Annotated in this window: 9 protein-coding genes and 2 tRNA genes; 7 read left to right on the top strand and 4 right to left on the bottom strand. The window is 70.9% G+C overall.

Features of this window, described 5'->3' with window-relative positions; all coding sequences use genetic code 11:
• Positions 1-202: 202 nt before the first annotated feature.
• Both ACLJQZ_RS48060 and ACLJQZ_RS48055 read left to right on the top strand, forming a co-directional pair.
• Positions 203-652, top strand: coding sequence for a DUF1707 domain-containing protein (locus ACLJQZ_RS48060; protein WP_410628375.1), 450 nt, complete (start codon positions 203-205; stop codon positions 650-652).
• 125 nt (positions 653-777) lie between these two features.
• Positions 778-1608: an undecaprenyl-diphosphate phosphatase gene (locus ACLJQZ_RS48055; RefSeq protein ID WP_410628379.1), complete on the top strand. Its 831-nt coding sequence runs from the start codon at positions 778-780 to the stop codon at positions 1606-1608.
• 5 nt (positions 1609-1613) lie between these two features.
• Here the strand turns inward: ACLJQZ_RS48055 and ACLJQZ_RS48050 are convergent, their stop codons facing one another.
• Together ACLJQZ_RS48050 and ACLJQZ_RS48045 are read right to left on the bottom strand one after the other, a co-directional pair.
• Positions 1614-2822 (bottom strand): alpha/beta hydrolase, encoded by a 1209-nt coding sequence (locus tag ACLJQZ_RS48050; RefSeq protein ID WP_410628374.1) that lies wholly within the window; start codon positions 2820-2822, stop codon positions 1614-1616.
• A gap of 367 nt (positions 2823-3189) precedes the next feature.
• Positions 3190-3363, bottom strand: coding sequence for a hypothetical protein (locus ACLJQZ_RS48045; protein ID WP_410628372.1), 174 nt, complete (start codon positions 3361-3363; stop codon positions 3190-3192).
• A gap of 10 nt (positions 3364-3373) precedes the next feature.
• Between ACLJQZ_RS48045 and ACLJQZ_RS48040 the strand changes: the two genes are divergently transcribed.
• Entirely contained in the window at positions 3374-3685 is a 312-nt protein-coding gene (locus ACLJQZ_RS48040; RefSeq protein ID WP_410628370.1) for a DUF1707 domain-containing protein, read from the top strand.
• Between the two features lie 340 nt (positions 3686-4025).
• On the opposite strand, the gene ACLJQZ_RS48035 is transcribed toward ACLJQZ_RS48040, so the two are convergent.
• Positions 4026-4102, bottom strand: a tRNA-Pro gene (locus ACLJQZ_RS48035).
• A 79-nt stretch (positions 4103-4181) separates the two neighbouring features.
• Between ACLJQZ_RS48035 and ACLJQZ_RS48030 the strand changes: the two genes are divergently transcribed.
• Positions 4182-4255, top strand: a tRNA-Gly gene (locus ACLJQZ_RS48030).
• Here ACLJQZ_RS48030 and ACLJQZ_RS48025 read toward each other — a convergent pair.
• Positions 4207-8871 (bottom strand): HAMP domain-containing protein, encoded by a 4665-nt coding sequence (locus ACLJQZ_RS48025; RefSeq protein WP_410628377.1) that lies wholly within the window; start codon positions 8869-8871, stop codon positions 4207-4209. The two genes, ACLJQZ_RS48030 and ACLJQZ_RS48025, sit on opposite strands and share 49 nt — an antisense overlap.
• A gap of 139 nt (positions 8872-9010) precedes the next feature.
• Here ACLJQZ_RS48025 and ACLJQZ_RS48020 point away from each other — a divergent pair, with 139 nt between their 5' ends.
• The 3 genes from ACLJQZ_RS48020 (at position 9011) to ACLJQZ_RS48010 (ending at position 11543) form a co-directional block, all read left to right on the top strand.
• Positions 9011-10639, top strand: coding sequence for a SpoIIE family protein phosphatase (locus ACLJQZ_RS48020; RefSeq protein ID WP_410628369.1), 1629 nt, complete (start codon positions 9011-9013; stop codon positions 10637-10639).
• 71 nt (positions 10640-10710) lie between these two features.
• Entirely contained in the window at positions 10711-11253 is a 543-nt protein-coding gene (locus ACLJQZ_RS48015) for a type 1 glutamine amidotransferase domain-containing protein (protein ID WP_326943426.1), read from the top strand.
• A 125-nt stretch (positions 11254-11378) separates the two neighbouring features.
• Entirely contained in the window at positions 11379-11543 is a 165-nt protein-coding gene (locus tag ACLJQZ_RS48010) for a hypothetical protein (protein WP_247055399.1), read from the top strand.
• Positions 11544-11911 lie beyond the last annotated feature (368 nt).

The raw sequence follows: 11911 nt of genomic DNA, 5'->3' as shown, positions 1-11911 counted from the left end.
CAAGCTGGCCGCCGCCGCGGCGGACTCCGGCGCGCTGCCCGTCATCACCACCGTGCGGGGCTATGGCTACCGCTTGGAGCAGCCGGTTCCGCAGGGGACGTGACCGTTCTTGCCGGACGTTAACCTTTCCCTAGCACGCCGAGAACTTCCGCCCTTATAGCGTGAGGGCGACGAATCCGGACCACCAGCTCGAGGACGTGCGATGGCTGATCCCGTCTCAGCGGGCGAGGGCGCCCCACCCGGGGCGATCCGCTGCTCGGACGGAGAACGCGAACAGACCCGGTCGCGGCTGGCCCAGGCCGCCGGGGAAGGGCGCATCACGGTCGAGGAGCTGGACGACCGCCTGGCGCTCGTCGCCGCGGCGCGGTTCCGGCACGAGCTGGACGCGGTCGCCGCCGACCTCCCTCGATCGGGAAGGCCGCCAGGTGCGGCCGCCGGGTGGCTGCCCATCCTGGCCACCGCACGACGGCAGCTGAGCGCGGACGCGACGGCGCTCGTCGGCCGGGGGCAGGTCGCCGTGAGCCAGCGACGTCGCTGGGCGGTGTTCATCACCGCGGTCGCGGTGGCGCTGATCTTCACAGCGCTCGTCCTGGCCGCGGTGCACGGATTCGGCGACGAAGGGTTCGACCACCACGAACTCGGGCGAGGCTGAGGCCCGGCACTCTGCTTTCCCGTGCGATCCTTTGCGGATCGTGCACCAGACCGGGCGGACATCCGGACCGACCCCCCACGAGCCGGGTGTCCGCCCTCCTCCTCAGAAAGAACAACTCCTTGAGCGTGATCGACATCGGCCAGTCCGTGATCCTCGGCGTCGTGGAAGGGCTGACCGAATTCCTGCCCGTATCGTCCACGGGCCACCTGAAGATCGCGGAAGGACTGCTCGGCATCCCCGTCGACGACCAGTCCGTCGTCGGCTTCACGGCGGTGATCCAGGTCGGCGCGATCGCCGCCGTGCTCGTCTACTTCTTCCGCGACATCGCCCGGTTCGCCGGCGCGTGGGGCCGCGGGCTCGTCAACGCCGAGGCCCGCCAGGAACACGACTACAAGTTCTCCTGGTGGGTCATCTTCGCGACCATCCCGATCGTGGTCGCCGGACTGCTGTTCCAGTCGCTGGTCAAGGGCCCTTTGGCCTCGCTGTGGGTCGTTGCGGCTTCGCTGATCGGGGGAAGCGTGGTCATGTGGCTCGCGGACCGGTTCGGCACCGGCAAGCGCGCCGAAGCCGATGTCACGCTGCCCGACGCGATGGTCGTGGGCGCCTCGCAGATCCTGGCGCTGCTCTTCCCAGGATTCTCGCGATCCGGGGCGACGATCTCGACGGGCCTGCTCCGCGGTCTTGACCGGGTCGCCGCGACACGGTTGTCGTTCTTCCTGTCGATCCCCGCGTTGACCGGCGCCGGGCTGTACGAGCTGAAGGACGCGCTGGGCGGCAGCATCGACGTCGTGCCGCTGGTCGTCGGGACCGTGGTGTCGTTCGCCGTGGCGTACGGGGCCATCGCATGGCTGCTGAAGTTCGTGGCCGGCCACACCTTCACGGCGTTCGTCGTCTACCGGGTCATCATCGGTGTCGCGCTGCTGGGCCTGCTGGGCACCGGCGTGCTCAACGGCTGACCGGCTCAGGGTGCCGTGCGCTGCACCTCGACCTCCGCGTACGGCGACGGTGCGGCGAGCAGCGCGGCGGGGCGTCCGCTGACGGCGTGGTCGACGAACGCGCCGAGGTAGGCGTTGACGATGGCGAGGGCGACGTCGCCGTCGATGGGGCCGAGCGCGAGCAGGAAATCGGTCGGCGCGGCGAGGTAGTAGGCGCCGTAGTCGGTGAAGTCGAAGTGCTCGGACCCGACGAGCCGGTAGCACCAGACGGCTCCGGTGCCGGCGTTCACCAGCGACCGGGCCGCGTCCAGGTCGGCCTGGTCACCCGGAGCGCTCGGCTCGCAGGTTCCCGTGACGCAGGAGTCCTGGCTGCCGATGAGCAGCAGCGGCTTGGTGAGCCCGGAGTGGACGACGGCGCCGTACTGGGTGCCGTCGAGATCGACGGCGCCGGCGCAGTGCGGGTCGGACCGGCAGGCTTCGAGGGCCGCGGCGCCGCCGAAAGAATGTCCGATGTAGACGGTCGCGGCGGTGTCGACGTGACCGGTGAACCGGCCCTGCGTCTGAAGTCCCGCGATCTGCGCCGCGGCGAAGCGAGCGTCGGCCGCCCAGACGTCGACCAATCGGTCGCCCGCGACCTGCGCCTGCCCGGCGTGCAGGTCGGCGGTGTCGAACGCCGAGGGGTTGCCCGCGTCGTCGGATGGCACGGCGGTGCCGTTGAGGACGGTCAGGTTCGCGCTGTAGGTGGGAGTGACGCCCGCGACCAGATACCCTTGGGAGGCGAGGTTTTCCGCGATCGTGGTGTACTGCGGCGCGGCGAAGCCCAGCCCCGGTTCAAGCACGACGACGGGGAACCGGCCGGCCGCGACCGGGACGTCGGCGACCGCGTGGACGTGGACGTCGTCGAAGCCGGTCTCGCTCCACGCCAGTGCGCCGTCGAGATGGAGCCCCGCCCACGCTCCGGGCACGTACGGCGCGGTCCCGGCCTCGGCCGCCGGAGCGGCGGGGTACCAGAGCCAGACCGACAGCCGCCGTGGTGAGCCGGGTCGCGGTGCCAGCGGGTCGAGGCGGGCGTGGTCGGTCCACTCGATGATGGTGCGGCCGACGGGGTAGGGGCCGGTCGGCGCGGGCAGGGTGACCGGCTGCGACGCCCGGATCGCGGCGTAGCCGACGTAAGCGCCGAGCCCCACGATGATCAGCAGGGCCACGACGAGCAGGATCCGCAGCGTGCGAGCCATGGCGCGAATGATACACGCTGCGTACTACGTGACGCGTACTATATTCGCGAGGTGCCCGACAGCGCCGAGACCAAGACGTGGGCGATTTCGGCCACCGCCGCGGTGACGGCCTGCCGAGTGGGGAGTCCAGCTCCCGCAGGGCCGACGTGCTTCGGCCGGCCAGGCGCACCGGCTCACCGGGCTGGGCGCAGCCTTCGAGCTCGAGCGAGAGCGCCTGGTCCCCGGCGAAGATGAGGTGGCCGGTGGCGGTCTCGAGTTTCGCGGTGTCCGGTGGGCCGGACCGCTCGACGACGGGCGCCTCGTGCCCCTCCGCGATGAGGCTCCATCGCGGCCTGGACGATGTTCTCCCCGTGGGAGGCCAGGTCGTTCAAGCTGCGCAGGCGGGTGCCGGGTTCCCCGTGAGCCGCCCGTCCGGCAGCAGTTCGGCGACGCGCTGCAAGGCGTTCATGGCGTGCCACGCGGCCACGACCAGCGGATCGAGCTCCGACGCGTCCTCCGCCAGCATCGCCGGACCCAGCTGGGCGGCGAAAGAGGAGAACATGAGCGAGAGTGTGCTCGGCGCGACCCTGTCCGCCGGCTCCACGGCAGCCGAGGGGATCCGCTGCTCGGATGCGGAACGTGAGCAGGTCCGGGCCGTCCTCTACGCCGTGGTCGGCGAAGGTCGCTTGACGATGGACGAGGTCGAGGAACGGCTGGCCCGGATCGAGGCGGCCCGTTTCCGCCACGAACTCACCGGCGTGACGGCGGATCTGCCCGGCCCGGATCGGAACGAGCCCGAACGGCTGGCGGCCGATCCTGGCGGCTTCATCCTCGCCATCGGGTGTGTTTCGACCTCGTCCGCATCGAGGAGCCAGTTGAAGTAGGTCTGCAACGCCCGGTAGTTGTTGTTGGCGTTGCCGGGGCTGGTCGTCGCCAGGCGCGAGGATCGGCGACCTCGGGCGGTGCGATGGGCTCTGCGAGCCATACGTGGAGCTTCCGGGCGACGTCGGTGTAGCACCGGATCGTCTTGGGGCTCTTGTTCTCGGATTCCAGTGTCATCGACCACTCGTCGATGAGGGCCTTTGCCCAGGCTGGAGCGGGTGTGGCGGCTGGCTGCGTCCTCATGTGCTCACTCTCGAAGCGAAGTGTCACTGAACGCTGTGCTAGCACCCGGGCCGCGTCCGACGGCACGAAAAAGGGCTGGACCCGCAGGTCCAGCCCTTGTGGTCGGGATGACAGGATTTGAACCTGCGACCCTTCGCTCCCAAAGCGAATGCGCTACCAAGCTGCGCCACATCCCGGTCCCACCCCCAGGGGGGTGTGCGATCAGCCTAGCGGGTCACGCTAAGCTGACCTCGCACCCGGGTACCTCGGGGGCACGCGGGTGTAGCTCAATGGTAGAGCCCTAGTCTTCCAAACTAGCTACGCGGGTTCGATTCCCGTCACCCGCTCCAACGGCCGAGGCGGCGTCCGCCTCGAGCTTGGCGGCTATCACGTCCAGCAGCTTGTCCGTGTCCACCGGCTTGGTGATGTAGTCGTCCGCGCCGCTGGCCAGGGTCCTTGCCCGGTCCTCTGCGGTGGCTTTCGCGGTCACCGCGATCACCGGGAGGTCGGCGTTGGCCGCTTCCGCTCGGATGGCCGCGATCGTCGCGTTGCCGTCCAGTTCCGGCATCATCACGTCCATCAGGACCAGGGCCGTGTCCTCGTGGCGCTCCAGGGCGCGGATGCCGTCGACGCCCGTCTCGGCGTAGACGACCTCCAGGCCCGCCTGCTCCAGGACCGCGGCCAGGGCGAAGACGTTGCGCAGGTCGTCGTCGACGATCAGGACCTTTTCGCCCTGGAAGCGCTTCGGGGCGATGTCGGGGGCGGCCACCAGGACCGTGCTGGGGACCGGCGGCAGCCTGGGTGATGACAGCGCTGTCACGGCCGGGTCGACCAGGTTCGACGCCGCCACCGGGAGGTACAGGGTGAACGTCGACCCGGCGCCCGGCTCGCTGATCACGCGCAGCTCGCCTCCGAGGAGTTCCGTGAGCTGCTGGCTGATGTTGAGGCCCAGGCCGGTGCCGCCGTACTTGCGGCTCGTGGTGCCGTCCGCCTGGCGGAACGCCTCGAAGATCACCGCCAGCTTCTCCTCGGGGATGCCGATGCCGGTGTCCTCGACGGCGAACGCGATGATGCCGGGCGCGTTCCGCAGCGCCTCCTGCTCGACCTCCGCCGGGTCGGCCGCGCGGATGTGCAGGCGGACGCTGCCCTCGTCGGTGAACTTCGCCGCGTTCGAGAGCAGGTTGCGCAGGATCTGCTGGAGGCGGTGCTCGTCGGTGTGGACGCTGCCCGGCACCGGCGGGTCGATGTGGACGGCGAACTCCAGGCCCTTGTCGGCCGTGAGCGGGCGGCACAGCGACTCGACGTAGTCCACCAGCTCCGGCAGCGTGATATCCGACATCTGCATGTCGAGCCGGCCGGCCTCGACCTTGGCCAGGTCGAGGATGTCGTTGATCAGCTGCTGCAGGTCGGAGCCCGCCGCGTAGATCGTCCGGGCGAACTGGATCTGCTTCTCGGTGAGGTTGCCCTCGGGGTTCTCCGACAGCAGCTTCGCCAGGATCAGCGCGCTGTTCAACGGTGTCCGCAGCTCGTGCGACATGTTCGCCATGAACTCGGTCTTGTACTGCGACGCGACCGTCAGCTGCCCGGCGCGCTCCTCGAGCTCCTGGCGGGCCTGCTCGATCTCGCTGTTCTTGACCTCGATGTCGCGGTTCTGCTGGGCCAGCAGCGCGGCCTTTTCGGCCAGCTCGGTGTTGGACCGCCGCAGCTCGCCCTGCTGGGCCTGCAGCTGCTCGGACCGCGCGCGCAGCTCCTGCGCCAGCCGCTGCGACTCGGTCAGCAGCGCCTCGGTGCGGGAGTTCGACAGGATCGTGTTGACGTTGACGCCGATCGTGTGGCGCAGCTGCTCCAGCAGGTCCTGGTGGACGGTGCTGAACTCGTTGACCGAGGCCAGCTCCAGCACCCCGAGCACCTCGCCCTGGAACAGCACCGGCAGCACGATGAGGTTGACCGGGGACGCCGAGCCGAGCCCGGACGACACCAGCGCGTACTCCGGCGGCGCGTGGTGGACCAGGATCGTGCGGTGGTCGACGGCGGCCTGGCCGATCAGCGACTCGCCGATCGCGAACCGCAGGCCGGCGCGGGACTGGGCGAGGCCGTAGGCGGCGATGCACTCCAGCACCGTGCCGTCGCGGTCGTCGTCGCGGGCCAGGAAGAACGCGCCCTGCTGGGCGCGCACCAGCGGCGCCAGCTCGGACAGGATGAGCGCGCCGACCGACGCGAGGTCTCGGTGCCCCTGCATCCGGCCGGACAGCTGGGCGAGGTTCGTCTTCAGCCAGTCCTGCTCGGTGTTGGTCCGCGTCGTCTCTTTGAGGTTCGCGATCATCTGGTTGATGTTGTCCTTGAGGTCGGAGACCTCCCCGGACGCGTCGACCGTGATGTGCCGGGTCAGGTCGCCCGCCGTCACCGCGGTGGCGACCTGCGCGATCGCGCGGACCTGCGTGGTCAGGTTCCCGGCCAGCTGGTTCACGCTCTCGGTGAGCCGCTGCCAGGTGCCGGACACGCCGTCGACCTCGGCCTGGCCGCCCAGCTGGCCCTCGGTGCCGACTTCGCGCGCCACGCGCGTGACCTCGGAGGCGAACGCCGAGAGCTGGTCGACCATCGTGTTCATGGTCGTCTTCAGCTCGAGGATCTCGCCGCGGGCGTCGACGTCGATCTTCTTCGTCAGGTCGCCCCGCGCGACGGCCGTGGTGACCTGCGAGATGTTCCGCACCTGGCTGGTCAGGTTGTGGGCCATGAAGTTGACGTTCTCGGTCAGGTCCTTCCAGGTCCCGGCCACGCCGGGGACCCGCGCCTGGCCGCCGAGGATGCCTTCGGTGCCGACCTCGCGCGAGACGCGCGTGACCTCGTCGGCGAACGCGCGCAGCGTCTCGACCATGCCGTTGAGCGTCTCGGCCAGCGCCGCGACCTCGCCTTGGGCGACGATCGAGATCTTCTTCGACAGGTCGCCGTTGGCCACGCCGGTCGCCACCGTGGCGATGCTGCGCACCTGGTCGGTGAGGTTGGTGGCCATGACGTTGACGTTGTCGGTGAGGTCCTTCCACGTGCCCGCGACGCCGCGGACCGTGGCCTGGCCGCCGAGCTTGCCTTCGGTGCCGACCTCGCGCGCGACGCGCGTGACCTCGTCCGCGAACGCGGACAGCTGGTCGACCATCGTGTTCAGCGTGGTCTTGAGTTCCAGGATCTCGCCGCGGGCGTCGACCGAGATCTTCTGGGTCAGGTCGCCCTTCGCGACGGCCGACGTCACCGTGGCGATGTTGCGGACCTGGTCGGTCAGGTTGTTCGCCATGAAGTTGACGTTGTCGGTGAGGTCCTTCCAGGTGCCGGCGACGCCGGGCACGGTGGCCTGGCCGCCGAGCTTGCCTTCGGTGCCGACCTCGCGGGCGACGCGGGTGACCTCGTCCGCGAACGCCGAGAGCTGGTCGACCATCGTGTTGAGCGTGGTCTTGAGTTCCAGGATCTCGCCGCGGGCGTCGACCGCGATCTTCTGCGTCAGGTCGCCGCGCGCGACGGCCGTCGCGACCTGGGCGATGTTGCGGACCTGGGTGGTCAGGTTGTTCGCCATGAAGTTCACCGAGCCGGTGAGGTCGCGCCAGGTGCCGGCGACGCCGGGGACCTGCGCCTGCCCGCCCAGCTGACCCTCGGTGCCCACCTCGCGGGCCACGCGGGTGACTTCGTCGGCGAAGGCGGACAGCTGGTCCACCATGGTGTTCATGGTCGTCTTCAGCTCGAGGATCTCGCCCCGGGCGTCGACGGTGATCTTCTGCGTCAGGTCGCCCTTCGCCACGGCCGTGGTCACGTGGGAGATGTTGCGGACCTGGTCGGTCAGGTTGTCGGCCATCCCGTTGACCGAGTCGGTGAGGCTGCGCCACGTCCCGGCCGCGCCGGCCACCTCGGCCTGGCCGCCGAGCTTGCCCTCGCTGCCGACCTCGCGCGCGACGCGGGTGACCTCCCCGGCGAACGCCGAGAGCTGGTCGACCATCGTGTTGAGCGTGTTCTTCAGCTGCAGGATCTCGCCGCGGGCGTCGACGTCGATCTTCTTCGTCAGGTCGCCGTTGGCCACCGCCGTGGCCACCTGGGAGATCCCGCGGACCTGGTCGGTCAGGTTGTCGGCCATCAGGTTGACCGAGTCGGTGAGGTCGCGCCACGTCCCGGCGACACCCGGCACCTGGGCCTGCCCGCCGAGCTTGCCGTCGGAGCCGACCTCGCGGGAGACGCGGGTGACCTCGTCGGCGAACGAGGAGAGCTGGTCGACCATCGTGTTGATGGTGTTCTTGAGCTCCAGGATCTCGCCGCGGGCGTCGACGTTGATCTTCTGGGTCAGGTCGCCGCGCGCGACGGCCGTGGTGACCTGCGCGATGTTGCGGACCTGCTCGGTGAGGTTGTCGGCCATGAAGTTGACGGAGTCGGTGAGGTCGCGCCAGGTCCCGGACACGCCCGGCACGACCGCCTGGCCGCCGAGACGTCCCTCACCCGCGATCTCGCGGGAGAGCCTCGTCACCTCGACGGCGAAGCGGGTCAGCTGCGCGATCAGGCCGTTGACCGTCTTCGCCAGGGTCGCGTAGGCGCCCTGCAGCGGGCGGCCGTCGATGGTGAGGGTCATCGGCTGGGACAGGTCGCCGTCGGCGACGCCGCCGAGCACGCGCTCCAGCTCGATGGCCGGGCGCGTGAGGTCCTCGACGAGGCCGTTGACGGCGTCGACGGCGGTGGTCCAGCCGCCGGGGCCGACCTCGGTCTCGAGCCGTTCGAGCAACCTGCCTTCCTGGCCGACCGCCGTGCGCACCCGCAGCAGCTCGCTCACGAGCCGCTGGTTGCGCTCGGCGATGTCGTTGAAGGCGGCGGCGAGCTGCGCCGAGACGCCGTCGCCGTGCGGCACGATCCGCCGCCGGAAGTTGCCGTCCCCGAGATCCCGCACCGCCACGAGCAGCCGCTCCAGCGCCGCCGCTTCGCCCTGGGATTCCGTTGTCATGTGTGCCGACCCTCTCCACCACGCATGCGCCAGCCATGGTCGTCGACCCAGCGTGCCATGATTCGCCCTACACTTCGAGCCAGTCCGCCCGCTCACGCGGTAGCCGTGCGACAGCAGTCCGGAGGCAGGAGGTCCGTGCATGGTGTCACGTCCGGCTCCGGCGTCGGCAGCCCTGCCGCCGACGGCCGGCGGTGACGTGCCGCCGGGGTTCGACGCCTTCGGCCGGGCCGTTCTCGAGGACGTGCGGGACGCGGTGTTCCTGCAGGACGCCGCGGGTGTGCTGCGCTGGGCGAACCCCGCCGCGCGGATGCTGACCGGCGACATCGAGCCGAAGCTGCACCCGGTCGCCGAGACCCCGACATCCGGGGTTTCGCCCCGGGCCGGGGGCTCCGCCACCCGGACCCCCGCAGGACAGCTGTCCGGACACGTCGAAGTAGCGGGCCACCGCCACCCCGCGCGCGTCCGGGCCGTGCCCGGCGGGTGGCACGCCTGGACGATCGTCGGCCCCGAAGGGGAGAGCGTCTCCCCGCGGCGGCACGTGGGCGACTTCCTGGCCGGGGCCGGGCCCCGGCTGGCCGCCGCGCGCGGCCGGCACGGCACCGCCCGCGTGATCGCCGAGCTCGCCGCGGCCGCGCTCGCCGAGACCGTTTTCGTCCTGCTGCCCACCACCCGCGGCCGGTGGGAGTGGTGGAGCTGCGAGACCCCGGCCGCGCACGGCCACGGCCGGATCCGGCGGGTGCCGCCCCAGGTCGCGCCGGTGCTGGCGGCGACGTTCGGCGCCGTCGGCCGGCCCCAGCCGGTCCTGGTGCCCGCGGCCGAGGTCGCCACCCTGCCGTCGATCGTCGCCGACCGGTTCGCCGGCCACTCCGAGGTCACCGTCGTCTCGCTGGGCCCGAGCGCGAGCGCCGGGGTCACCGGCGCGCTGCTGCTGGGCCGCCGCGCGGACCCGGAGTTCGGCGGCGACCAGGACCGCGCGGTCGTCGAGTTCGCCAAGGCGGCCGGCGCGGCGCTGGCCAACGCGCAGCGCTACGCCCGGCAGGAAGAAGCAACGCGCGGCCTGGAGACCACGCTGCGCCCGATCGACCCGCCGGAGCTGGCCGGCACCCGCTTCGAGACCTGGTACGAGCCGGCCGGCGGGGTGCTCGCGGTCGGCGGCGACTTCTACGACGTCCTCCCGCACGACGACGGCAGCGCGTTCCTGGTGCTCGGCGACATCTGCGGCAAGGGCGCCGAGGCCGCGGCGCTGACCGGCCGGGTCCGGCACGCGCTGACCGCGCTCGCCATGGTCGAGCGCGACGGCCGGACGTTGCTGCGGCTGCTCAACGAGCTGCTCATCGCCGGCGGCAGCAGCCGGTTCGCCACCCTCGTGCTCGGCACGGCCACGCCGACGGACGAGGGCGTCGCCCTGACGCTGGCCTCCGGCGGGCACCCGGCGCCGCTGATCGTGCGTCACGCGGGCGGCGTCGAAGAGGTCACCGTCCCGGGCACGCTGGTCGGCATCTCGCCGCAGGCGCGGTTCGCCGAAGCGACGGTGCGGCTGGGGCCGGGCGACATGTGCCTGCTCTACACCGACGGCATCACCGAGGCCCGCAACCGGCACGACCCGTCGGAGCTGTTCGGCGACGACCGGCTGCGCGCGGTGCTGACGGCCGCGGCCGGGCAGCCGGCCCGTGAGGTCGTCCGGCAGCTGCGCCAGGCCGTGCGCGACTGGCTCGGCAGCTCCGCCCACGACGACATCGCCGTGCTGGCCGTGGAGTGCGCGGACTGATCGTCCGCTCGTGCCGGCCCGCCGCGTTTGCCGCCGCGTTTGCCGGCCGCCGGAGCGGGTAATTCCGATCCATGGCGAATGCACTTGAAGGCCGCCGGGTCGCGATCCTGGCCGCGGACGGCGTCGAACAGGTCGAGCTGGAGCAGCCGCGCCAGGCCGTGCTGGACGAAGGCGCGACCGTGCAGCTCGTGTCCGTGGACACCGGTGAGATCCAGGCGATGAACGGCGACATCGACAAGGGCGACACGTTCGCCGTCGACCGCAAGGTTTCCGACGTGGCGATCGGCGACTTCGACGCGCTGCTGCTGCCCGGGGGCACGATGAACCCCGACAACCTGCGGGTGAACCCCGAGGCGGTGAAGTTCGTGGGCGACTTCGTGCGCGCGGGCAAGCCGGTCGGCGTGATCTGCCACGGTCCGTGGACGCTCGTCGAGGCGGACGTCGTGCGTGGCCGCACCTTGACGTCGTACCCGAGCATCCGGACCGATCTGCGTAACGCGGGGGCCACCGTCGTCGACGAAGAAGTAGTCGTGGACAACGGCCTGGTCTCGAGCCGCAACCCGGACGACCTGCCGGCGTTCTGCGCCGCGGTCGTGCGGGAGTTCGCGGGCTGAGAGCCGTCCTCTGTGGACGTTCACCCGGCCGTGTCCTTAAGTCCCGCTTAAATATGTTGGCTTTCGGCGTTCCGGCGGAGGACGCTGAGGGGGTGGCCAGGACCGCCCGAGAGGAGGTGGACGCAATGACAGTGAACGCGAGGCGCTACGGCCGTTGGTGCCGTGAACACTTCGACGTGGTCGCCGCCGAGCGCGTTCCCGCGCCCCGGGCCGCCGACGCCGCCGAGGCCCTCCCGCAGCCGGAGTCGGCGCCGGTCGAGACCGTCGCCGAACAACCGCAGCAGAGCTGAGTCTCCCGCACTCGAAAGGGCCCCCGGATCACGATCCGGGGGCCCTAATCAGTTCTGGGAGTGGGCCATCCGGCAGACTCCTGGTCGGTAGCCGGCCGGCAGGTGAGCACTCGTGGGTCCTGGACGCGTGAGTCCTGACGAAAGACCGTGCCCCTGCCGGGTGGCTGGGAGAGTTGATCGCTGCTGGGATGTCGTGCCGCGCGTGGTGGTGGCGTGAGCACTGTGTGATTAGGTCGCTGATGTTCTCCCCGCCGGCTGCTCAAGGTGATCGAGATCGGGATCGGGAGGATCGGTGCGGCTGTTCGTAGGGGATGACTGGGCTGAGGACCATCACGACGTGGAGGTGATGGACGGCTCCGGGCGCCGGT

The organism is Amycolatopsis sp. cmx-8-4, assembly GCF_046548675.1.
In the GTDB taxonomy this organism is placed as follows: domain Bacteria; phylum Actinomycetota; class Actinomycetes; order Mycobacteriales; family Pseudonocardiaceae; genus Amycolatopsis.
Note: the sequence above shows the minus strand (reverse complement) of the source record. Positions and strands in the feature narration are given on the sequence as shown.